The 23,525-nt window shown below is 33.9% G+C and carries 24 protein-coding genes; 14 read left to right on the plus strand and 10 right to left on the minus strand.

What is annotated here, in order from left to right; all coding sequences use genetic code 11:
- The first annotated feature begins 21 nt into the window (after nucleotides 1-21).
- The 9 genes from Q0787_RS06270 to Q0787_RS06310 all read left to right on the plus strand — a co-directional run bounded on the left by Q0787_RS06270 (nucleotide 22) and on the right by Q0787_RS06310 (nucleotide 8,837).
- Nucleotides 22-831, plus strand: a complete 810-nt coding sequence (locus tag Q0787_RS06270; RefSeq protein WP_298901394.1) for a BatD family protein — start codon at nucleotides 22-24, stop codon at nucleotides 829-831.
- A 22-nt stretch (nucleotides 832-853) separates the two neighbouring features.
- Nucleotides 854-2,629 (plus strand): BatD family protein, encoded by a 1,776-nt coding sequence (locus tag Q0787_RS06275; RefSeq protein ID WP_298901396.1) that lies wholly within the window; start codon nucleotides 854-856, stop codon nucleotides 2,627-2,629.
- Nucleotides 2,630-2,631: 2 nt separating this feature from the next.
- On the plus strand, nucleotides 2,632-3,390 hold the full coding sequence (locus Q0787_RS06280) for a tetratricopeptide repeat protein (RefSeq protein ID WP_298901397.1): 759 nt from the start codon (nucleotides 2,632-2,634) through the stop codon (nucleotides 3,388-3,390).
- Nucleotides 3,391-3,449: 59 nt separating this feature from the next.
- Nucleotides 3,450-3,749 (plus strand): hypothetical protein, encoded by a 300-nt coding sequence (locus tag Q0787_RS06285; RefSeq protein ID WP_298901398.1) that lies wholly within the window; start codon nucleotides 3,450-3,452, stop codon nucleotides 3,747-3,749.
- A gap of 88 nt (nucleotides 3,750-3,837) precedes the next feature.
- Nucleotides 3,838-5,409: a SulP family inorganic anion transporter gene (locus tag Q0787_RS06290; RefSeq protein WP_298901399.1), complete on the plus strand. Its 1,572-nt coding sequence runs from the start codon at nucleotides 3,838-3,840 to the stop codon at nucleotides 5,407-5,409.
- An 11-nt stretch (nucleotides 5,410-5,420) separates the two neighbouring features.
- Nucleotides 5,421-5,705 carry a hypothetical protein gene (locus tag Q0787_RS06295; protein ID WP_298901400.1) on the plus strand — a complete coding sequence of 95 codons (285 nt, stop codon included), beginning with the start codon at nucleotides 5,421-5,423 and terminating at the stop codon, nucleotides 5,703-5,705.
- Between the two features lie 134 nt (nucleotides 5,706-5,839).
- Nucleotides 5,840-6,226 carry a hypothetical protein gene (locus Q0787_RS06300; protein WP_298901402.1) on the plus strand — a complete coding sequence of 129 codons (387 nt, stop codon included), beginning with the start codon at nucleotides 5,840-5,842 and terminating at the stop codon, nucleotides 6,224-6,226.
- A gap of 94 nt (nucleotides 6,227-6,320) precedes the next feature.
- The gene (locus Q0787_RS06305) at nucleotides 6,321-8,189 is read left to right on the plus strand and encodes a SulP family inorganic anion transporter (protein WP_298901403.1); all 1,869 of its coding nucleotides are present in this window, start codon (nucleotides 6,321-6,323) and stop codon (nucleotides 8,187-8,189) included.
- Nucleotides 8,190-8,207: 18 nt separating this feature from the next.
- Nucleotides 8,208-8,837 carry a carbonic anhydrase family protein gene (locus Q0787_RS06310; protein ID WP_298901404.1) on the plus strand — a complete coding sequence of 210 codons (630 nt, stop codon included), beginning with the start codon at nucleotides 8,208-8,210 and terminating at the stop codon, nucleotides 8,835-8,837.
- Between the two features lie 54 nt (nucleotides 8,838-8,891).
- On the opposite strand, the gene Q0787_RS06315 is transcribed toward Q0787_RS06310, so the two are convergent.
- The gene (locus Q0787_RS06315) at nucleotides 8,892-9,419 is read right to left on the minus strand and encodes a CvpA family protein (protein WP_298901405.1); all 528 of its coding nucleotides are present in this window, start codon (nucleotides 9,417-9,419) and stop codon (nucleotides 8,892-8,894) included.
- A 113-nt stretch (nucleotides 9,420-9,532) separates the two neighbouring features.
- On the opposite strand from Q0787_RS06315, the gene Q0787_RS06320 reads away from it, so the two are divergent.
- Both Q0787_RS06320 and pheS read left to right on the plus strand, forming a co-directional pair.
- Nucleotides 9,533-9,889 (plus strand): hypothetical protein, encoded by a 357-nt coding sequence (locus tag Q0787_RS06320; RefSeq protein ID WP_298901406.1) that lies wholly within the window; start codon nucleotides 9,533-9,535, stop codon nucleotides 9,887-9,889.
- A 173-nt stretch (nucleotides 9,890-10,062) separates the two neighbouring features.
- A complete protein-coding gene (pheS, locus tag Q0787_RS06325) occupies nucleotides 10,063-11,082 on the plus strand; it encodes a phenylalanine--tRNA ligase subunit alpha (RefSeq protein ID WP_298901407.1) in 1,020 nt (339 codons plus the stop codon).
- Here pheS and Q0787_RS06330 read toward each other — a convergent pair.
- Complete coding sequence (locus Q0787_RS06330; RefSeq protein ID WP_298901410.1) at nucleotides 11,079-12,431, minus strand: carboxypeptidase-like regulatory domain-containing protein; 1,353 nt, start codon at nucleotides 12,429-12,431, stop codon at nucleotides 11,079-11,081. The two genes, pheS and Q0787_RS06330, sit on opposite strands and share 4 nt — an antisense overlap.
- 86 nt (nucleotides 12,432-12,517) lie before the next feature.
- Between Q0787_RS06330 and Q0787_RS06335 the strand changes: the two genes are divergently transcribed.
- Nucleotides 12,518-12,913 carry a hypothetical protein gene (locus Q0787_RS06335; RefSeq protein WP_298901411.1) on the plus strand — a complete coding sequence of 132 codons (396 nt, stop codon included), beginning with the start codon at nucleotides 12,518-12,520 and terminating at the stop codon, nucleotides 12,911-12,913.
- Between the two features lie 164 nt (nucleotides 12,914-13,077).
- On the opposite strand, the gene Q0787_RS06340 is transcribed toward Q0787_RS06335, so the two are convergent.
- The 3 genes from Q0787_RS06340 to Q0787_RS06350 form a co-directional block, all read right to left on the minus strand.
- Nucleotides 13,078-13,386: a GIY-YIG nuclease family protein gene (locus Q0787_RS06340; RefSeq protein ID WP_298901413.1), complete on the minus strand. Its 309-nt coding sequence runs from the start codon at nucleotides 13,384-13,386 to the stop codon at nucleotides 13,078-13,080.
- 102 nt (nucleotides 13,387-13,488) lie between these two features.
- A complete protein-coding gene (locus Q0787_RS06345) occupies nucleotides 13,489-13,797 on the minus strand; it encodes a GIY-YIG nuclease family protein (RefSeq protein WP_298901414.1) in 309 nt (102 codons plus the stop codon).
- Nucleotides 13,798-13,892: 95 nt separating this feature from the next.
- Nucleotides 13,893-14,894 (minus strand): NAD(P)H-dependent glycerol-3-phosphate dehydrogenase, encoded by a 1,002-nt coding sequence (locus tag Q0787_RS06350; protein WP_298901536.1) that lies wholly within the window; start codon nucleotides 14,892-14,894, stop codon nucleotides 13,893-13,895.
- Nucleotides 14,895-15,023: 129 nt separating this feature from the next.
- On the opposite strand from Q0787_RS06350, the gene Q0787_RS06355 reads away from it, so the two are divergent.
- Together Q0787_RS06355 and lysM are read left to right on the plus strand one after the other, a co-directional pair.
- Nucleotides 15,024-15,968 (plus strand): nicotinic acid mononucleotide adenyltransferase, encoded by a 945-nt coding sequence (locus tag Q0787_RS06355; protein WP_298901415.1) that lies wholly within the window; start codon nucleotides 15,024-15,026, stop codon nucleotides 15,966-15,968.
- Nucleotides 15,969-16,164: 196 nt separating this feature from the next.
- Nucleotides 16,165-16,674, plus strand: coding sequence for a peptidoglycan-binding protein LysM (gene lysM, locus Q0787_RS06360; protein WP_298901416.1), 510 nt, complete (start codon nucleotides 16,165-16,167; stop codon nucleotides 16,672-16,674).
- 121 nt (nucleotides 16,675-16,795) lie between these two features.
- Here the strand turns inward: lysM and Q0787_RS06365 are convergent, their stop codons facing one another.
- The 5 genes from Q0787_RS06365 to mfd all read right to left on the minus strand — a co-directional run bounded on the left by Q0787_RS06365 (nucleotide 16,796) and on the right by mfd (nucleotide 23,441).
- Nucleotides 16,796-17,473 carry a hypothetical protein gene (locus Q0787_RS06365; protein WP_298901417.1) on the minus strand — a complete coding sequence of 226 codons (678 nt, stop codon included), beginning with the start codon at nucleotides 17,471-17,473 and terminating at the stop codon, nucleotides 16,796-16,798.
- 18 nt (nucleotides 17,474-17,491) lie between these two features.
- Nucleotides 17,492-17,698 (minus strand): hypothetical protein, encoded by a 207-nt coding sequence (locus Q0787_RS06370; RefSeq protein WP_298901418.1) that lies wholly within the window; start codon nucleotides 17,696-17,698, stop codon nucleotides 17,492-17,494.
- A gap of 147 nt (nucleotides 17,699-17,845) precedes the next feature.
- Nucleotides 17,846-19,195: a TlpA disulfide reductase family protein gene (locus tag Q0787_RS06375; protein ID WP_298901419.1), complete on the minus strand. Its 1,350-nt coding sequence runs from the start codon at nucleotides 19,193-19,195 to the stop codon at nucleotides 17,846-17,848.
- Between the two features lie 53 nt (nucleotides 19,196-19,248).
- Nucleotides 19,249-20,115, minus strand: a complete 867-nt coding sequence (locus Q0787_RS06380) for a DMT family transporter (protein ID WP_298901420.1) — start codon at nucleotides 20,113-20,115, stop codon at nucleotides 19,249-19,251.
- Complete coding sequence (gene mfd / locus Q0787_RS06385; protein ID WP_298901421.1) at nucleotides 20,112-23,441, minus strand: transcription-repair coupling factor; 3,330 nt, start codon at nucleotides 23,439-23,441, stop codon at nucleotides 20,112-20,114. The genes Q0787_RS06380 and mfd overlap by 4 nt, the downstream gene beginning before the upstream one ends.
- Nucleotides 23,442-23,525 lie beyond the last annotated feature (84 nt).

Genomic DNA, 23,525 nt, shown 5'->3' on the forward strand with positions numbered 1-23,525 from the left:
TACAACCAAAATCCTAACGATATGAAGTCCATTAAACTTACACTGTTTCTATTGAACATTTTTTCAATAAGTGTCGTATTTGCACAAGTGAATTTCGAAGTTAAAATAAGCAAGGATAAAGTAGCGCCTAATGAATCTATTCGTGTTGATTTTGAAATGGATACCGAAGAAGAAGAGTTTACACCACCTAGTTTTGATGATTTTGAAGTTGTAAGTGGGCCTCAGAAAAATATAAGTAGAACTTGGATTAATGGGGAACAGAGTTATAAGAAAACAATTACCTACTATGTGGTTCCTCAAAAACAAGGAGACTTAACAATTGATGAAGCTAGTTTGAGTGTAGATAATGAGACATACGTCACAAAATCATTAGCTGTAAAGGTTGATCATATGTATCAAAGCAAAGAAGAGACCGCACAGTTTTTAAAATTCAGTGAAAATGTTCATTTAATTGCTGAAGTTTCAAATAATACACTGTCAGTAGGGAAATCTATTGAAGTTACCTATAAATTGTATGTATCTCAAAATGTAGGGATTTCAAATTGGAAAACGTTAGAAATGCCAGAATATAAAGGATTTGAATCTGAAACAATTGATGTTAAACCAATGAAAGTTCAATCAGGAACGTATAAAGGAGAGGATCATCGCTTTGTATTGTTGAGTAAAACAAAACTAACTTCAAAAGAAAAAGGAGAATTTCAATTACAACCACTACAACTTAATGTTACTGTGGAGATGCCAACTGATAAGAAAGATATTTTTGGAGGTCCAGTAATGCAAATAGTAAACAAAACCTTAACTACAGATACGATTATCGTAACTGTTAATTAATAAACCTAAGGTATTTTTCAAAATGAAAACCGTTAAACATACCATTCTTTTGTGTGCAATACTTTTTTCAAGTGTGACTTTTGCACAAGTCAAATTTGAAGCTAAAGTAAGTAAGCAGAAGCTCGGCGTAAATGAGCGTTTACGAGTGGATTTTGTTATGAATAAAGATGGGGATAATTTTAATCCCCCAGATTTTGCTGGTTTCAATGTTGTGGGAGGTCCAAATACTTCAGTGAGTAATTCTTGGCTTAATGGACAGCATTCTTACACTAAAACGTATAGTTATTTCTTGGCACCAACTAAAAAAGGAAAAATTAAAATTAAAGAAGCTAGTATTGAAATAGAAGGTGTTATTTATCAAACCAAAGCAGTGGCTGTTAATATAACTAATGCAGTAAAGCGTCCAAATGACCCTTATAATGTTGAGGGAGTCGCTGAAGAAAACATTCACTTAGTTGCTGAGGTATCTAAGTCAGATCCTTATCTTAACGAAGCCATTACTGTGGTGTATAAATTATATGTATCTGCAAATACAGGTGTTAGTAATTGGAGGGAAGTTGATAACCCGAGATATAATGACTTTTGGAGTCAAAAAATTGATACTAGAGGTTATCGTATACAAAATGGTAAATATAAAGGGGAAGATTATAGATATGTTGTACTTCGCAAAACGATATTATATCCTCAAAAAACGGGTAAGCTTGAAATTGAACCATTAACACTTGATATTACGGTTGAAGTACCAACAAATAGACGTGATATTTTTGGAGGAAGACGTATGGCGCAAACCAATAGAACGGTATCTGCAGGTAGCCGAACAATTAATGTAAAAGCATTACCAGAGGAAGGGAAACCCGAAAATTTTACCGGAGCTGTTGGCGATTTTGAATTTAACGTTATTACTTCAAAATCTGAGTTAAATGCTTCTGAGTCTTTAGAAGCTAGAGTTGAAGTTACTGGACAAGGTAATTTAAACTTGTTTCAATTGCCAAAGCTAACAGTACCAAGCTCTCTGGAGGTTTATGAACCAGAACATAATGAAAATATAAGAACACGTACTGATGGCATGCAGGGTTCTATTTCAGATAATTATACTATTGTTCCGCAATATAAAGGGAAGTACCCTATTCCGAGCATGTCGTTCTCATACTTTGATTTAAAAACAGAAACATATAAAACAGTAACATCTGGAGAAATTATTATTGATGTTATCGAAGGACCAGTTAATAACACATCTGGCGACAATAACATTACCGATATTAATGCCAATAAAAAGGATGTAACTGCCAATAGCGCTCAATTTGCGTTTGTAAAAACAAATGCGAATCTCAGGCCTATTTCAAATGAAAATTTCTTTAAATCTAAGGGGTTTTGGAGTTCTTTATTATTGCCTTTATTGGCTATTCCATTAGCTATGGTGTATCGTAAGAAAAAAGAAGAACGGCATGCTGATGTCTTTGGAAATAGAATTAGAAAAGCAGACCGATTGGCAAGGCGATATCTTAGTGAAGCGAAAAAATCATTAGGTCAAAAAGAAGCGTTTTATATCGCATTAGAAAAAGCACTGCATAATTATTTAAAAGCCAAAATTCATATTGAAACGAGTGATTTTAGCAAAGAAAAAATAGAACATATATTGATTGAACGAGAAGTAAATGAAGTTACTGTTAAGGAGTTTATTAGCATTTTAGAACACTGTGAATTGGCAAGATATACGCCAATCACAAATGTAGAAATGCAACAGGATTATGAAAATGCAGCTTCGACCATTTCTATAATAGACAAAGATATAAGATAGTTATGAAACAACTGTTTTACATATTTTTTGTGCTGGTAAGCACGACGATATTTGCTCAAAATGAAACACTTTTTGATCAAGCAAATACATTTTATAATGAAGGGAATTATACCGAAGCTCTAGATAAATATGAAGCGGTTTTAGATTCTGGAGAACATTCGGCAGAATTATATTTTAATATTGCTAATGCCCATTATAAACTAAACCATATTGCGCCAAGTATCTACTATTACGAAAAAGCATTATTGTTAAAACCTAATGATAAGGACATACAAAACAATATTGCTTATGCTAGAAATATGACCATTGATGCCATTGAAGTTGTGCCTGAAGTTGGGTTTTCAAAACTCATCAAAAATGCAACTAATACGCTTAGCTTTGATCATTGGGCAATGCTATCTGTAAGTATGGTTATGCTTTTCGTGATTTTATTTTTAATGTATTATTTTTCTTTAAGCACAGGAAAAAAGCGATTTGCATTTGTAACAAGTATTTCTTGCTTACTCCTAGCCTTTGTGACTGTTGCTTTTGCTTTTCATAAATTTGATTTGGATGAAAAAAACCAACCAGCTATTGTTTTTGCACAGGAAGCTCAAGTTAAGAGTGAACCCAATTTGAGAAGCGTAGAATCATTTAAACTTCATGAAGGGACTAAGGTCCAAGTGTTAGACACTGTATCGAAATGGAAGCAAATTAGAATAGCCGATGGTCAAACAGGATGGGTTTTAAATGATGACATTAAAATGTTGAAGAATTTTTAAAGATTCTTTAACAAAAAAATCAAAAATCTAGACTTATATTTGTTCCTTCATTTGAAATTATGAACAGAAACCTACTAGCCATATTTTTTTCATTGTTTTTTTTAACGCTTGTTACAGCGCCTACAATTCTCGTATTTGTTGAGGATTCTGTTGACATAGCATTTTTCTATGATATTTCAGAAGAAGAGGAAGAAAAAAGTAATAAAAAGAATAAAGAGTTTGAAAAATTTGTTGTCGATTTAGACACCGAATCGGATAACTTACTTACTTCAAAAGCTAGTATAGATTTGGAATATTCGTATAAAACTTATCCGAAACCGCACCTTAATTTAATTTCTCCACCCCCCGAATTCATTTAATAATTTTAAGAATAACTGGATATACCATATCCAAAAAAATTATTAAAAATAGCTATTGAGTTTCTCTTTAGCCTAAATGAATTTATATATGTTTAAAACTATTAAGACTGACTTGCCAGCGAGTATAGTCGTATTTTTTGTTGCACTACCTTTATGTTTAGGTATTGCATTAGCCAGTGGAGCGCCTCTTTTTTCAGGACTTATAGCTGGTATTATTGGGGGAATTGTTGTAGGAAGTTTAAGTGGGTCTAAAATTGGAGTTAGTGGTCCAGCTGCAGGTTTAGCGGCAATTGTTTTAACCGCAATTGCAACGCTAGGAAGTTATGAAAATTTCTTAGTTGCAGTAGTTCTAGGAGGTATTATTCAATTAATTTTTGGTCTTCTTAAGGCCGGAATTATTGGTTATTATTTTCCATCTTCAGTTATTAAAGGAATGCTTACAGGAATTGGGATTATCATTATCTTAAAGCAAATTCCTCACTTTTTTGGTTATGACAAAGCCTTTACACTTTTCAAAGGAAGTGGAGAAGGCGCAGTTAGCCAAATCCTAAGCATTTTTGATCATATCCAAATTGGATCTACCGTTGTTGGAATAATAGGACTATTAATTTTAATACTTTGGGATAAAGTTTTATCTAAAAAAGGAAAGATATTTAGTATAATTCAAGGGCCCTTAGTAGCCGTTGTATTTGGAATTGTCTTTTTTTTACTAACGAAATCTAATGAAAGTTTAGCCATTGCCGAAGCACATTTAGTTAGTGTGCCAGTTCCTGATGGATTTGATTCTTTTATAGGTCAGTTTAGCTTTCCAAATTTTTCTGCAATTACAAATCCAGATATATGGATTGTAGCTTTTACAATTGCATTAGTTGCAAGTTTAGAAACCTTATTATGTGTTGAAGCTACAGATAAATTAGATCCACACAAAAATGTAACACCAACAAATCGAGAATTATTAGCTCAAGGAACAGGAAATATATTATCTGGATTAATAGGTGGATTACCAATTACCCAAGTAATTGTAAGAAGTTCGGCTAATATTCAATCTGGCGGTCGTAGTAAAATGTCTGCCGTTATTCATGGTTTTTTATTGTTGATTTCAGTAATCTTAATACCAAAATTGTTGAATATGATTCCTCTATCAGTACTAGCTGCAGTGTTATTAATAGTTGGTTTCAAGTTAGCAAAGCCTTCATTGTTTAAAAAGATGTACAATTTAGGGTGGAAACAGTTTGTTCCATTTATGGCAACAGTTTTACCAATGGTGATTACTGGAGATTTATTAATAGGAATTGGTATGGGATTAGCAATTGGAATCATTGTGATTTTAATAAAAAGCTACCAAAACTCGCACTTTTTACACATTGAAGATAAGAGTAATGGCAAGCATAAAATTAAAATGACACTTGCCGAAGAAGTTACATTTTTCAATAAAGGAGCAATCTTAAAAGAGCTTGATAGCTTACCTAGAGACACGTATCTAGAATTAGATGTAAGGAAAACAAGATACTTAGATAATGATATTATTGAGATTCTTGACGACTTCGCTTTTAAGGCAAAAGAGAGAAATATTGACATTCAACTTATTTCAGAACGTGGTGTTGTTGAAAACCCAGATAGCTTTATAGAATTTTTTAAACTAAGACCAAAAACCGCCTAAAATTATATAATATGAAGACAAATAAATATAAAATACTTGTGCTTTCTGATATGAAAAGCACAGCGACAAGAACTATAAAAAGTAGTATTAGCCTTTCTAAGATGATTGATGGGGATATCCATTTTTTTCATGTGAAGAAACCAACAGAAGTTGTAGAAAAAGAGAGTCAATTGTCTGCTATGAGAACAATTAATAAGGCCCATGTGTCTATTTCAAGTGATATTCAAAATTTGATAGAACCTATAGCTAAAGATTATAATACTCGATCTCCTATAGTCATACGTTTGGTAACGTAAAAAATGAAATTTTAGATTGCATTAAAAAACAAAAACCAGATATTATAGTCTTAGGAAGACGTAAATCAAAGCCAATTAATTTATTAGGAGATAAGCTTACAGATTTTGTAATTAAAAATTACAATGGAGCTATAATGATTGCGTCAGATGGTGGGGTGTTAGAACCAGAAAAAGAACTATCTTTAGGGTTATTTAATGATGCTAATACAACGTTTAACTTAGAATTCGTTGATGCCTTATTTAATCATACACAAAAGCCATTAAAGTCCTTTAGAACAGATCAGGAATTGGTTGAGACCAATGGAAAAAATAACATTGCAAAAGAAGATACAGTGGAGTTGGTTTTTGATTATGGAGATAATTCTATTAAGAGCTTATCTAACTATTTAGCAAAAAGTGATGTTAATTTATTGTGCTTAAATAGAGACAGCAGTAAAACCGCAAATAATAAACCTAGAATTAAAGATGTAATAAACAATGTGAATGTGTCGTTGCTCATTTCCGAAGAGCAAAAACAATAGTGATAAATTCGTGTTAATTGGAGAAGCTAAGGCCTAATATATTTTTTTTTAATTTAAAAAATTATATTTTTAAGGATAAACCAACACTTAAATTATGAAAAACTTATTTTCAAATATCAAAGGCGATGCTTTTGGAGGTATTACAGCCGGAATTGTAGCTTTACCCTTAGCCTTAGCTTTTGGAGTGTCATCTGGTCTTGGACCTAGTGCAGGATTATACGGAGCCATTTTTATTAGTTTCTTTGCAGCATTTTTTGGCGGAACCAGTACACAGATTTCTGGTCCTACAGCGCCAATGACTGCAGTAAGCATGGTAATTATAGCAGGAATTATTGCTACTAATGATGGAAGTGTAGAAAAAGCACTGCCGGCAATTCTAACTGTGTTTTTATTGGCTGGTTTGATGCAAATTGGATTAGGTGCCATAGGACTTGGTAAATACATTCGGTATATCCCTTATCCTGTTGTTTCTGGATTTATGACTGCCATTGGTGTCATTATTTTAATTACACAAATTTTGCCTTCGCTTGGATACTATCCTAAAGAAGACATGGATTATGTCAACCAGTTTAAACCGCAGGCCGAAGAAGTTATTTTAGAAAATATTTTAAAAGATGAAGCCGGAGAAGGTATTCTAGTTTTAGAAAATTTTAAGGTAACTATAGATAGAGCAAATAAAATCACTCAGGACGATATTTTAAAAGAGTCTCAGACGCTTGCGGCGAAAAATGCTTCAGGTGTTTTAGGAGCGCTTAAAGTGTTGCCTAGAGCACTTAAAAATATTAGCTGGCTCGAAGTGATACTGGCCTTGGGTACTATATTCATAATTTATGGGTTTAAACGGATAACCACCAAGATTCCAAGCACGCTTGTTGCTCTGGTTGTGATGTCGGCCATAGCAATCTTTGGGAATTTAGATTATAAACCTATTCCTGAAATTCCAGAAGGTTTACCAGTGCCAAACTTAGAAATTATCACAAGTTTTAATTTAAGCTCTATAACGCCTTATATTTTTACAGCTTTAGCCTTGGCATTATTAGGAGCTATAGATTCACTATTAACAAGTATAGTGGCAGACAATATGACCAAAACCAAGCATAAACCTAATAAAGAACTGGTAGGGCAAGGTATTGGTAATAGTATTGCCGCTTTATTTGGAGGTATTCCTGGAGCAGGTGCCACTATTCGTACGGTAGTAAATATTAACTCGGGTGGAAAGACTAAACTATCAGGTATGATTGCTGGGGTATTACTATTTAGTATTTTAATGATTCCTGGATTACCAAATTTGGCGTCTCAAATACCTGCAGCTGTTTTAGCAGGAATATTAATTACAGTAGGTATTGGAGTGATGGATTATAAAGGTTTGAGGGCCATTCCTGCCCTACCAAAAGACATCAAAATTGGACCTTTAAAATTGAGTTCAGAGGTGGTAATAATGCTAGTTGTATTAATACTGTCTTCTTTTTGGGATTTGGTATATGCCGTAGGTATTGGCCTTGTCATTGCCTCATTAATGTTCATGAAAAAAATTGGAGACCTTACAGCAGAGCGATCCGATGTGAAATCTTTAAAAGAAGAAGCTTGGGCAGATGAAGGCAATTTTCCTGTCAATTTACAAGAAGAAGTTTTTGTAAAGCACATTAAAGGACCTCTGTTTTTTGGTTCAACTAGCGACTTCCAAGCTCTTGCTCAGCAAATTCCAGATACAGCCGTTACCGTAATTATGCGATTAGACCGTATGCAGTACATGGATCAGTCTGGATTATATGCTATGGAAGATATGTTACAAGACTTAAAACAAAAGGACGTTACAGCATTATTTGTTGGCTTACTCAAGCAACCACGATATATGATGGAGCGTATTGATATCATTCCAGATTTTATTTCCGAAGACCATATTTTTAATTCGTTTGATGAGTGTATCGAATGGATTAAAACCAACGTAAAAGATCAACATTAACAATAAAAATTATAACAAATGAAAAATATAGCAATAACAAAAGATGTTCAAACCGCATTAACACCAAATGGTGTATTAGAAGATTTATTACAAGGTAATAATCGTTTTACTAATGGAAATTCTCAAGCTACAGATAATTCGGCTTTAGTAAATCAAACTACAGGCGGACAGTTTCCTAAAGCGGTAGTGCTATCGTGTATAGATTCTCGTGTACCTGTTGAAACGGTATTGGACCAAGCCATTGGTGATATATTTGTGGCGCGTGTTGCAGGGAATTTCGAAAATGTAGACATCCTTGGAAGTTTAGAGTATTCTTGTAAAGTGGCAGGGAGCAAATTAATTCTTGTACTAGGACATGAAAGTTGCGGAGCTGTTAAAGCAGCTTGTGATGGTGTAGAGTTAGGAAATATTACAGCCATGCTAGATAATATCTTACCAGCCGTTAGAAAATCTGCCGAAGAGGTTGAAGGTGAGGCTAATTCATCTAATGGCGCCTTTGTCGCTAAAACAGTAGAAAATAATGTTAGATTAACTATTGATCGTATTCGTGCGAAAAGCCCGATTTTAAAAGAAATGGAGGATAATGGAGAGATTAAAATCGTTGGTGGTGTGTATAACTTACACACAGGAAAAGTAGAAATGCTTTAAGACAATTAGTTTCAAACCATACAAAAACTGTCTATATTTCAATAGGCAGTTTTTTTATGCCTCATCATTAGTATCATCGTTATCATCAAGGTCTTCTTTGCCTTTGTTTAAGATGCTAGGAAAAATCATAGGAGCTAAAGATCTTACAGGCTTATAAAGCACAGAGTCTTCAAGGTCTTCTTTATCTGCAAATGGAATCGAATTATTCATAGTATCAAAGACAATAAGTAACACGCTAAGAATTAAGCCAATTTTTAAAGCGCCAAATACGCCTCCAAGCAGTTTGTTTAATACGCCAAGTGCTGCAAAATCTGCTAATTTCGTCAAGGCTTTTCCAGCAAGGGCAATAGCCAAAACAATAATGACAAACGTAATAGCAAAGGCCACTATATTAATGTACTTTTCATCCCAGTCAAGTCGGCTATCTAAAAACCCAGCGGCAAAATTACTAAAGTGAATGGCACCATAAACACCAGCAATAAGTGCTACTAAAGAAGCTACTTCTACAAAAAGCCCTTTCATAAAACCCCTAACGAGTCCAAATAACAAAAGCGCGCCTAATATGATATCAATTACAGCCATAGTCTAGTTAATTTTAACAAACCTACATAAATTTTCCCATTTTAAATTAATAACGCTAAAGTTGATGTTATAGTTTACTAACTTTGCAAACTAACTATCTTTGATTAGAATATATGGCTAGAGATGAGCAATTAAAACAGCGTTGGGAAGAAGTGGTAGAGAAATTATCTGCGCGATTTTCAGATGGTGATCCTTTAGATTTAGATGCCATTATTTATCTAATAGGTGTCCAAGAACTAGGGCAATTAGACCGTCGATTTAAAAAAGACCACAAGTTAGATCTTATGCATATTGCCATTTGTAAATTGCTTACACCTTACGGATTTTATGAATTCGATTTTGTAGATGACGATGGTTGGCCGCATTACAAGGTAAAAGAGCAACTACCACCATTAAAAGCAGGAGAACAAAGTATTTTAATGAAAGACGCTATTGTCAATTACTTTATAGAAACAAATTTTATAGATTAAATCTGGGCGTTCCACGCTTCCGCCAAGCGCTACAGCGTGTCAGGCTCTCGGCAGTCGCTTCCCGATAGCCATCGGGAGAGCTTCAACAAATGCCTCCATCCTTAACGCAAATCTCGATAAATTGATTAAATTTGCGTTTCATTTTATGTTAGCAAACCAAACGCAGCACAGGCATGATAGATAAGATAAAAGAACTCATAGCAGAAGCCGAAGCTTTTACAACCCAATCTAAAGAAGAGGTTGAAAATTTCCGTATAAAATATTTAGGGTCTAAAGGGCTCTTAAAGCAATATTTTGCAGAATTTAAAAATGTGGCAAATGAGCAAAAAAAGGAGTTTGGTCAAACCATTAATCAACTCAAAAAAACCGCCGAAGAGAAAGTTAATGCTTTAAAGGAAGAGTTAGAGAATAAGGAAGAATCGGCAGGAATTTATGGCGATTTATCACGTCCTGGTGAACCTATCGAAATTGGTGCACGCCATCCCATTTCCATAGTTAAAAACCAGATTATCGATATTTTTTCACGCATTGGTTTTAACGTCAGTGAGGGTCCAGAAATTGAAGACGATTGGCATAATTTTACTGCATTAAACTTACCAGAATATCATCCTGCTCGTGATATGCAGGATACATTTTTTATTCAAACCAATCCAGATGTGTTACTACGTACGCATACCAGTTCGGTGCAGGTACGATATATGGAAAATAACAAGCCACCTATTCGTACCATTTCTCCTGGCCGTGTGTTTCGTAATGAAGCTATTTCGGCACGTTCACATTGCTTTTTTCATCAGGTGGAAGGTTTATATATTGATAAGGATGTAAGTTTTGCCGATTTAAAGCAAACCCTTCAATATTTTACTACCGAAATGTTCGGGAAGTCTAAAATTCGTTTACGACCGTCATATTTCCCGTTTACTGAGCCAAGTGCTGAGGTAGATGTGTATTGGGGTTTAGAAACTGAAACCGATTATAAGATGACCAAGGGAACAGGTTGGTTGGAAATTATGGGCTGTGGTATGGTAGATCCTAATGTACTAGAAAACTGCGGTATAGACTCTAAAGAATACTCTGGTTTTGCATTCGGTATGGGCATCGATCGTATTGCCTTATTACTTCACCAAACTAGTGACATCAGATTACTTAGCGAAAATGATGTACGTTTCTTAGAACAGTTTAAGAGCGCGCTTTAATTAACGTCTTTGGAATTAAAAAGCTTTGTTTTGTCAAATTCGACTAGGTCTATAACATATAAACTTGATGATGCCTTTTTAGAATACTCGTTTAACAAATATCCACCAATGATATAAAGTTTATTTTGGTGATAATGCATTTTAGGCCGGTTGAGATCTAAATCAATTTTATAAGATTCTAAGACTTTGGTTTTTGTATTATAGTTAAGAAGTCGCCTATTATTAAATATGTAAATCATATGCTTATGAACAGCTAAAGCAGGATATTCCATGGCGTTGAATAGGGAGCCTTCTGTATTCCATACTCCAGTTTTTATAGCAAAAGATTCAATAGTATTCAACTTTTTCCCATTACTACCACCAATTAGATATATAACATCATCAATGATGACACCCTGGGTTTCTTTTTTAATTGTCATTTTGGGAAGTTCATACCAATGCCCAGAGCTTATATTGTAAATGTGAGACGCATCGGTAAACATTTTTTTTCCTTTTTTATTTTTCGAAAAAGAACCGCCCATAACAATAATGTTATCGTTGTATGTAAATGATGCAAAGTTTATGGCTTGATGCGGATTGGTATGATCAATTGTAATTTGTCTGGAACCCATATCAAAGACTTCAATCTTATCATCCAAATATTCCTTTTTTCTATTTATAGATAATCGTTTCCCTCCCAAACTATAAAGTTCATTTCCGTAGCAATTGAGATTATGGTATGCTCGATTTCTAAATTTGGTTTCAGAAACAGACCAACTATTATCTTCGATATTATAGATTTGAAGCTTGTCTGTATAGTTTTCAAAAGAAAAATTTTGGTTCATCTCCTTTATAAGATCAGCAAAACTACCTCTAGGTAAATTACTCACTGCTAATAGCGCTCTTTTTCCAGAATCTTCAATTTGCGATGAGTTTCCACTAATCACATATATGTTATTCCCTACAACCTGAGAGTCAAATGCAAATACGCCTGTCTTTAGAGGTTTCAGCCTTTTAAAGTGTATTCTAGATTTTAATTTTTTAGATGAATTAATGACAACTTCATTAAGATTTTCTAGCTTTTTAGACAGATAAATCTTGTTATTTGTAGGTAACAACATTGTTAGTGCTATAGCCTTACTATGATAACCCATTAACGAGAATTCTAAGTAATCATTTTCGGTTGGGCGAGAATTTACTTTAATATTGAAAACTCCATTAGCATCCGAAACAGAACCAGTATTATATTTTTCGAAATAAACAGTTACATTTTCAATAGGTTCATTAGTTTCAGAATCTAAAATTAGTCCACTGATATTTTGCGCAATAATCAACTGTGAAAAAATGAAGAATATCAATGTTAATCTCATAAGGTTTATCATTTGTAACAATAATCTAAGTTCGATTATTTTTATGAGAGTATCAAAATCTTAACTTTATGTTTTAGTTTTGCACCATGAAAAAGGACATTCATATCCCAAAAGTAGAAGATGTATTTGTTGCTGTAGTGCAAGAGCAACACCCAGAGTATAAAACCGATGATTGGAATGCTTATATCATCAATAATAAAGACGTTGATCTTGATACGGTTTTAATTGTGTCTAAAGGCTACTCAGAAGACAAGGTTACTCCTGTGATGCGTCATACGATAAAACTCCTCCCAGCCAGAAGTTATGCTAAAATAGAGTTCATGCAAAACGATGTCTTGCAATTAAACAACGAGTTTAAAGTCACCTTCTTTGAAGGCAATGCGATGTTAGATAAAACCTATTTGTTTAGAAAAAACACCATTAATACAAAGGCATTGCAAAGCATTCCGCTCATGCAATTAAAAGGTGTTTTGGTAAAGTGATGGTTTGTCATTGCGACAGAATCTGAGCTGTTTTTAACGTAGTTACTGTTATAAAAACGTTGATTTTAAATTAACAAAGATTTCTCGACAAGCTCGAAATGACAATTGATTGTTATTCACATGTGATGTATTGTCATTCCGACCAAAGTGGAGGAATCTATCATTTAGACAGTATCATTTAGAAATAACCATTCTGGATTATTCGAATTTATTAGAGTTTCTTTTTTGTTCCTATTCCACTTTTTTAATTGTTTCTCTCTTTTTATAGCATCTTCAACCTCAAAAAAATGCTCGAAGTAAATAAGATATTTGCATTTGTATCTATGTGTAAATGATTTAGAATTCGAGGAAGGAGTATTATGATAATAAAGTCGATCACGAAGATTATTGGTCATTCCAATATATAATACAGTTCGATGCTTATTCGTTAAAATGTAGATGTAATAATTATGATTACCGATTAATTTCGCCATGAAATAAATTAACAAAGGTTTCTCGACAAGCTCGAAATGACAATTGATTGTTATTCACATGTGGTGTATTGTCATTCCGACCAAAGTGGAGGAATCTATCATTTAGACAGTATCATTTAGAAATAACCATTCTGGATTATTCGAATTTATTAGAGTTTCTTTTTTGTTCCTATTCCACTTTTTTAATTGTTTCTCTCTTTTTATAGCATCTTCAACCTCAAAAAAATGCTCGAAGTAAATAAGATATTTGCATTTGTATCTATGTGTAAATGATTTAGAATTCGAGGAAGGAGTATTATGATAATAAAGTCGATCACGAAGATTATTGGTCATTCCAATATATAATACAGTTCGACGCTTATTCGTTAAAATGTAGATGTAATAATTATGATTACCGATTAATTTCGCCATGAAATAAATTAACAAAGATTTCTCGACAAGCTCGAAATGACAATTGATTGTTATTCACATGTGATGTATTGTCATTCCGACCAAAGTGGAGGAATCTAATCCAATTTTTCAGTCAGTTTCTTAAACACCTTTTTTGGGTTCTTATTCTCATACAAAATACTGTAAACGGCATTAATAATAGGTAAGCGCGTTTTCTTAACATTTTTGAGATTAAGCTCATGTGCACTCTTGGTGGCGTAATAGCCTTCGGCCACCATATTCATTTCCATTTGTGCAGACTTTACAGTATAACCTTTACCAATCATATTCCCAAACATACGATTACGAGAAAATGTAGAATAGCCCGTTACTAACAAGTCACCTAGATAGGCCGAATTATTAATGTTACGCTTCATCTTATGCATCTTTTTAATAAAACGTTTCATCTCTCTAATAGCATTACTCATCAATACACTTTGGAAGTTATCACCATAACCTAAGCCATGTGCAATACCAGCAGCAATGGCATAAATATTTTTTAGCATGACTGCATATTCGGTACCAATAATATCATCACTAATTTTTGTTCTAATATAGTTGCTAGATAAGGCATCGGCAATGGCCTGAGCTTTATCTGGATCTGCACAAGAAATAGTTAAATAAGACAGACGCTCTAATGCGACTTCTTCGGCATGACAAGGTCCAGCAATTACTGCAATATTTTGGAATGGAATATTATAAATATCATGAAAATGCTCGCCTACTAATAATCCAGATTCGGGCATTATTCCTTTTACTGCAGATACCACAGTTTTTTGTGAGATGTCTACCGTTAATTTTTGGAGTTCACCATGAATAAAAGCAGACGGAATTACAAATATGAGCACATCTGCCCATGCAGCAATTTCATTAATATCATTACTAATTTTAAGCTGCTCGGTCTTAAACTCTACAGAACTAAGGTAACTAGGGTTGTGCTGTTCTTTGAGTAAATGTTCTTTAGTATACACACTACGCATATACCAACCAATTTCATCTAGGTTTTCAGAAAGCATTTTTACAATGGCAGTGGCCCAACTTCCTGCACCAAAAACAGCATATTTTAATGGTTGACTCATAAATGGATTATAATTAGTGTCATTCAAAAATACATAATTTATACGCTTTTCCGAAGGGAAAACCATAGACTTTAAATTTTTGGCACGTGTTTTGAAAGTTAAGAAAGTGTAACCCTAAAACGAACGATTATGAAAACGATAAAAATACTCTTAGGCTTTGCTTTAACAGCAACATTATTAACGTCTTGTTATACAGACGAGGTGATTATCACAGATAACAATCCTGGTATTTCATTAAACCAGTTGTTAAACTCATATGAGTTATGGTATGTTGATATCAATCAAACCTTAGGAAATGGAGAAACACCGTTTTTACAAATTGCGTTTACGGTATCATTTAGAAATGGCGTTTTATATGCGAATAACAATTTGGTAGGTTTTGGAAGCCAAGGCAATGGTTATGGTATTGATGTTGGAACCTATGATGCTTATAATATGATTTTAGATATCAATCACGACATTGATGGGTTTGAAACTTTTGATGTTTATCAAATTGATAATAATACAATCGAGTTGTATAATCCGTTTAATGACACATCATATTTCTTAAATGGATACCAGAGAAACAGCTTTGATTATGACTTTGTATTCTATGATAATATTCACTATTTCTTACAGGAGTATGAGGCTTGGGAAAAGACATATACAAGTGAAATGGGTGTGTTAAATGAATTTGATAATGAAAATTACCTTCAGTTTTTAGCTGGTGGAAATGACTCAGAGTTTAGAAGTTCTCAAGATGTAAATATCTCAAACCCAGATAATATCTATTGGGATTACACAGGTGTTTATGGTGTTGGAGACATTAGTAATAATATGTACTTAAAAACATTAACACTAGATTATGATTTCTTTGACAATGAATACTTCGAATTGAGCGTTATTAATGATCAAAGGATAGAATTATTTCATCCATCGTCTGAAACGGTATATGAATTTACAGGACGCGGATACATTCAATTCTTAAGAGAAGCAGATGCTTCAGGAAAGCGTATTGACGGTACGAAAAAATTAAAAAAACGTAAGCAGAAAACTGCTAAAAAAGATAACCCTCGGGTAAGTACAAGGAGCTAGATTTTGGTTGGTTATTTAGACTCCATAAGGCGCCCATCTCATGCATTTGAGATGGGCGTTTCTTCGTTTAATAGGCATTAAGTGACTTATAATGAGATCTTGTGTCTTAGTTATGGAGTTGGTTGTATAATTGGAATTGCTAAGAAATTTCACCAACTTTACAAGTACTACATTATTAACATTAAAACAATTAACTATGGGACTATTTTCATTTATTAAAAACGCGGGCGCAAAGGTCTTCGGAATAGGAAAAACAACAGAAGAGGAAGCAGCAGAAGCAAGAGCAAAAGCAAGGAGAGAAGCGGATGCAGCAGAGCTAAAATTGGAGGAAGCAGCAGCACGTAATTTAGAAGAAACAATTAACGATTTACAATTACGAGTAGACAATCTATATGTAGTTGTTGATGATGAAATGGCTAGAGTTTCTGGTATGGCTTATGATCAAGCAACTAAAGAGAAAGTAGTGCTTGTTATAGGTAATACTGCAGGAATTTCTACAGTTGATGATCAAATGACAGTAGAGCATGTAGAGCCAGAAGCACAATTTCATACTGTAGCTAGTGGTGATACTTTAGGAAAAATTGCAAAGCACTATTATGGTAATGCGATGAAATATCCTGAAATATTTGAAGCTAACAAACCAATGCTAACAGATCCTGATAAAATTTATCCAGGACAAGTATTACGTATACCACATTTAGACTAAGGTTTAGATGGATGATAAAAAAAGCGCAACCAACGGTTGCGCTTTTTTTATGATTGGTGATGTATTGATCTCATTGTTATTCTCTTTATTGCAAATACTCAAGTGCTTTTGAAAACCCAACTTAAAAATCACCAGGCTTAATCTGGTGAATTTCATACCATTTATTGGCTCTCTTTTCATAAATAATTATGTATGGATAAATTCCGTTTGGCTTAACAAACCCATACAATAATGCGTATTTTTTATTTATGGTATACATTGGTTTCGACATATACCACGCCCTTTTTGTTTCTGAATTTGGCGGATGTATCGTTTTAAATTTTTTGTAAACAATAGAATCCCATTGTCCATTAGACAATTGTTTTTCATAATTTGCATACTCTGCATCAGCGTACACTTTATGAACTATAGAGTATAATTTAATATTAATCCAAGGTTTATTTAATTCACTTTTATAAATGCTATCACCTTTTACAATATCTACGAAAATCATTTTACCATTTACGATCTTAGATATACTCTTTGGCATTTTAAGAAACGAATCTTGCTTTAACTCTAAATATTCTTTGCATTTATTGAGTATAAAACTATTAGTATTACTTAAACCAAATACTAGGGAGTCGTTTTTGGGATTATTAGCTTTTTGACTAGCAATCTGCTCTGACACATATAAGCTCAAAAGCTTATAATCATCATTATCTGGTTGTGATTCTTTTGGAGCGCAGTTTAGCATTAATGCTAAAACTAATGCGATTTTTAATTTATTCACACTTTGTGCCTTTAGCTTGTTCTGTTCCATTTTGTTCATTTACTGCTATTATTGAATAGGCTGGGTTGCTTTTATTGTAGCAACAAAATCACGCACATGTTTATAATCTGAGAGTTTTCCTTTTCTGAATACATCATTATTAACGCCTTTTTCTTGAAGATTAGTAGTATCGTTGCTAACATCTTCCTTTTGACAAGAAAAGGTAATGACAAGAAGCCCTAAACATAGAAACACACATTTACGTAGGTATTTCATAAGGTATAAATAGTTTTAAATGACGCCTGTTGTTTACAGCACGATGAAACTATTAATTAATATAGGAACTCAAATATAGAGAAAATTTTCTAAAACATAATGGTTTTAATAAACATTATGACATAACAACCTTTGTATTTGTTTTAATTATTTCAAAATTGCTTCTAAAGCCTCAACATCATAAGGCTTAGCAATAATGGTTTTGTTTTTATCTAATAGGAAAAAGGAAGGGGTAGAACTTACGCCATATTGGTTTACAACGGCATTATTCCATTTGCTTAAGTCTGTTGGATCGCCACCTGCTCGTGCTGCACCCAATCCTAAAACATGAATAAAGTCTGGGTAGTCTGCAATGACTTTTTGCCAATTTGTAGGATCGTCATCTTCCATTCCAAAGGCAATCACTTTAACATCGTTTGAGCTTGTCATGAGCGCCTTTAATTTTGGAAGCTCGTCTAAGCAATGTCCGCAAGTACTGCTCCAAAATACCAGTAGGTATTTGCTCGACAAATCTAGGTCGTGCAATGTTGTACTTACGGTGTTTCCGTCTTTAGTAATGGCCAAATCAAAATTGGCAGCTGTATTACCAATTGTATTGTTTTTATAAACAATAAGCTGCTCTGTGAGGGCATCGTAGTTTACTTTTTTAGACAGTTCTAATAAATGATTATCGGCAACGTAATTAGCCAACTCTGGGTTGTCTGTCTCCTTAAAACGTCTCCAAATCATTTCAAATAAAATGGTTTTAATTTCAATATTACCATCGCCAATAGTGCTCATTAAGTGATCCACATCTTTTTTATAGGTGTCATTATTTGTGTTGACCGTCATTCCGAAGATAAAGGCTAACACACGATCTATCAAAAAATCAGAACTTTGTAATACAGGACTTCCAAAGTCAACATGATCTAAATAGGTGCGTTTTAAATTTTTGGAATAGGTAGATAGGTCTTCAAACTGTTGAGGAATATATGGTGTATTCGCTTTTATAAATTGTGATGCTAAGGTGCCTTTAGAAGAATCTTCGTAGGCCTTTTGAGTGTCACTCATTGTTTTTATAATATCTAGATAGGCTTTTTTATCGGTGCTTTCTTGCGTGTAAAAATTACTTAGAGTTCTATTTACCAGATCCATACTTTTCATATAGCTAGCCCATAGTTTATTTTCATTACTATCGGTAAATTCTAACCCTTTATCAAGGTCGAATGTGAATTTAACCGATTCTTTTCCGTCGTAAATAAAATCAAAGTTGTTCTCTTCTGGAGGTAAGGCATAAACAATTTTATAGATGCCAAGTGTTGCGTTTTCATTTAATGTAATACTAAAACTACCATCATCGGCAAGTTGCGCTCTGTCTATATAATCTGAGCCTGTAGGTGTAGCGCGATATAGAAAAGCATATGTAAATTGCTCTGCTGGCGTAAACACGCCGCTAATACTATTTTGAGCGCAAAGGATTGTAGGAATTAGAGTAAGAAGAAGTAAAAGTCGTTTCATTGGTATTTAATTTATTTTAAACACGTTATCAGTTTCAAATATCAAGCCAAATATCAGGATTTTTTTCTTTTTGATCGCATACTTTCAATAAGCACTGTAGAAATAATAAGTGCGCCGCCTAAATAAGTGTTCCAAGATGGGATTTCATTTAGGAAGAAAAAGGCAATAATAATCCCAAATACAGGTTGTGTGCTGGCAATAATACTTGCGGTACTTACCTTAAAATATTTTAGGCTATTGATAAACATGGTATGGCCAATGGCAGTGGTGAGCAGCGCTAATAAAATGACATATGGAAATTGCGTTTCTATAGCTGAGGTTCCTAGTGTAAATAGAAAGGGTACCAACACAGCAGATAAAATCAAAACCTGATAAAACATGAGCATCGTACCATTGTATTTGGGCGTATGTTGTTTTAGCATGAGTGTTCTAATAGCAAAGCAAATGGCCGAAAGTATCCCAAACAATACACCTTTGAGTTGGGCGCTTTCCAGATCAAATTCTGGAGCGAGAAAATAGATGCCAACAAGAACCAAACCACCAAGAATAATATGGATTGGATCAAATTTTACTTTTGAAAATAGCGGTTCTAAAACAGCTGTGATCACAGGAAATGTAAATAGGGACAACATACCAATAGCCACATTAGATAATTTAAGCGCGTAAAAATAAGTGATCCAATGAGCGCCTAAGAGTAAAGCCGAAATGATAAAAGTGATACGATCCTGACGCGTATGAACCTTGAGGCTAATCTTTTTGTACTTACAAAATATAAAGAGTAGACCAGCCGCTAAAGCAGAACGCCACCATATGATCACAGGGATAGGCATTTCTATAAATTTACCTAAAGCGCCAGATGTACTTATAAAAACAGTAGCAGCTGTAAGCCAAAGCACATGTTTAAAATGCGAGTCTTTCATATCTCCTGAAGCCTAATTAAGGCTTGTTTAACCGATTTTATATGTTCAAAGGTAAGCAACAAACGCAGGCCATTTCTGGTTTGTTTTTCTTTCATCTTACAATCTTTTGGTCTGCTTTGAATGTATTTAAGCACTTTGGTAAAGTTGTCACTTTGATAGAACGGACTTTGTTGATCGTTGATAAAATACCCAACGAAACGCCCTTGTTTCATGATGATTTTTTCAAGTCCGATTTTGGTTGCAATCCACTTCACACGAACACTATTTAATAAATCACTAACCTGAATTGGCAGCTCTCCAAAACGGTCAATAATTTCGGTTTCGAAGGTTTGTAATTCAGCTTCAGTTTTGAGTGTGTTGAGTTTCGTATACAGATTTAGGCGTTCTGTAATACTATTTACATAATCGTCTGGGAAGAGTAATTCAAAATCAGAATCTATGGTAATATCCTTTACATAATCTTTTGGCTTACCATCATCTTGATATAAGTCTTTAAACTCCTTTTCTTTAAGCTCTTCAATGGCTTCATTTAAGATTTTTTGATAGGTGTCAAATCCAATATCGTTAATAAAACCACTTTGCTCACCACCTAATAAATCGCCAGCACCACGAATTTCTAAATCCTTCATAGCAATATTGAAACCGCTACCCAACTCTGTAAATTGCTCTAGTGCAGTGATACGTTTTCTGGCATCTGTTGTCATTGCAGAGTATTCTGGTGTAATAAAATAACAGAAGGCTTTCTTATTACTTCGACCTACACGACCACGCATTTGATGTAAGTCACTAAGTCCGAAATTATTGGCGTTATTAATAAAAATGGTATTTGCATTGGGCACGTCTAGACCACTTTCAACAATGGTTGTACTCACTAAAACATCAAACTCACCATTCATAAAGGCTAACATGAGCTGCTCTAGTTTTTTTCCTTCCATTTGACCATGACCAATACCAATTTTAGCATCAGGAACAAGGCGTTGTATCATACCAGCAACCTCTTTTATATTTTCTATGCGATTATGGATAAAAAATATTTGACCACCACGTTGAATTTCATAAGTCACGGCATCTCTAATGGTTTCCTCATTAAATCGTATCACATGACTTTCAATAGGATAACGGTTTGGTGGTGGTGTTGTGATGACTGATAAATCGCGTGCAGCCATTAAACTAAACTGCAAAGTTCTTGGAATAGGTGTTGCTGTAAGCGTTAATACATCTACATTATCTTTAAGCGTTTTAAGCTTTTCTTTTACGGCAACCCCAAACTTTTGTTCCTCATCAACAATAAGTAGCCCTAAATCTTTGAACTTTACATTTTTATTCACCAATTGGTGTGTACCAATAATGATATCAACATGTCCTTTTTCTAGTTTTTCAAGGGTAATGCGTTTTTCTTTTGCTGTTCTAAAGCGATTGAGATAATCTACAGTAACCGGAAAATCCTTAAGACGATCTGTGAATGTCTTATTGTGTTGATAAGCTAAAATAGTTGTGGGCACTAAAACAGCAACTTGCTTTCCATTATCAACAGCTTTAAAGGCAGCTCGAATAGCCACTTCGGTTTTACCAAAACCCACATCACCACAAACAAGACGATCCATAGGACGTTCACTTTCCATATCGGCTTTGATATCTGCTGTAGAAGTGATTTGGTCTGGAGTGTCTTCATATATAAACGATGCCTCTAACTCATGTTGAAGGTAACTGTCTGGTCTATATTGGTATCCCTTTTCTAGTTTACGTTTTGCATACACCTTAATGAGGTTAAACGCAATTTCTTTAACGCGAGACTTGGTTTTTTGCTTGAGTGTTTTCCAGGCCTTACTTCCTAGTTTATACACTTTTGGAGGTTTTCCGTCCTTACCATTAAACTTAGTGATTTTATGTAAGGAGTGGATACTCAAATAGAGCACATCACGTTCGCCATAAACCAATTTAATCGCTTCTTGTTTTTTTCCTTCGACATCAATTTTTTGGAGTCCACCAAATTTTCCGATCCCATGATCAATATGTGTCACGTAATCACCAACATCAAGATTGGTGAGTTCTTTAAGTGTAATGGCTTGTTTTTTTGCGTAGCCATTTTTAAGATGAAACTTATGATAACGTTCAAAAATTTGATGATCTGTATAACAGGTGATTTTCTGGTCGTGATCTATAAAACCTTGGTATAAGGATAGTACGATGGTTTTATAATGAACATCCTGTTCAACATCTTCAAAAATATCATGAAAACGTTTGGCTTGTTGTTCGCTTGCGCAAGCAATATAGTTGGTATAACCTTTATTGTGATTTATGTTTAAGTCGTCAATTAATAGATTAAACTGTTTATTGAAAGACGGTTGCGGTGTTGTATTAAATACAATGTGTTCTTCTGAAAATAGGCGAGACGTTCCAAATTCGATTAAGCTAAAATCTAGTAATTGGCGTTTTAGTAAATCTGAATTACAAAAGAGTTCTTCAGGTTCAGAATGTTTTAATTCTGAAGATAGCGTTTTAAATGTTTCCTCGGCCTTTCCGAAGAAATCATCAATACGCGAAAAAAGTAGATCGGCATTTTTAGCAAAAACCACTGTTTTTTGTGCAATATATTTTAGAAAACTCTGTCTACTTTCCTCTAAAAATTTATTGGCAACATTTGGAATAATTCCAATCTTTTTAATTTGCTCTGTAGAGAGTTGCGTTTCTACATCAAAGGTTCTAATGCTATCAACTTCGTCTCCAAAAAATTCAATACGGTAAGGTTCGTCGTGCGAAAAAGAAAAGACATCAACAATACCTCCACGTACCGAAAACTCACCAGGTTCGGTCACAAAATCAACACGCTTAAACTGATATTCAAATAAGACTTCGTTAACAAAATCGATTGATAACTCATCATTAACCGCAATTTTCAATGTGTTTTTTTCTAGTTCACGACGCGTTACAACTTTTTCGAAAAGTGCATCAGGATAAGTGACAATGATGGCTGGTTTTTTTCGAGAGTTGATACGATTTAATACTTCGGCTCTTAGTAGAACGTTGGCATTATCGGTTTCTTCAATTTGATATGGTCGTCGGTAACTTCCTGGATAAAAGAGAACGTCTTTATCATTAAGTAAGACTTCGAGGTCGTTGAGATAAAAAGCGGCTTCCTCTTTATCATTAAATATTAATAAAAAAGGACGTTCAACTGTTTTAAAAATTTCACTAATTACGAGTGATAATGATGACCCAACAAGGCCTTTTAAATGAAGTTTACTTTGAGTTTGAGCAATAGTAATTTGCAGATTTTGCATTTGCAAAGCCTGTACATACGTTTGCGAGAGAATGGATTTACTCAAGGCATTTTATTTTGTGCAAATATAAATTTTTTGTCTTATTTCTTATTGTTAAAATGTATTAATAAAACTATCTTTGTGGCACTA

It is taken from the genome of uncultured Psychroserpens sp. (assembly GCF_947492715.1).
Lineage (GTDB): Bacteria > Bacteroidota > Bacteroidia > Flavobacteriales > Flavobacteriaceae > Psychroserpens.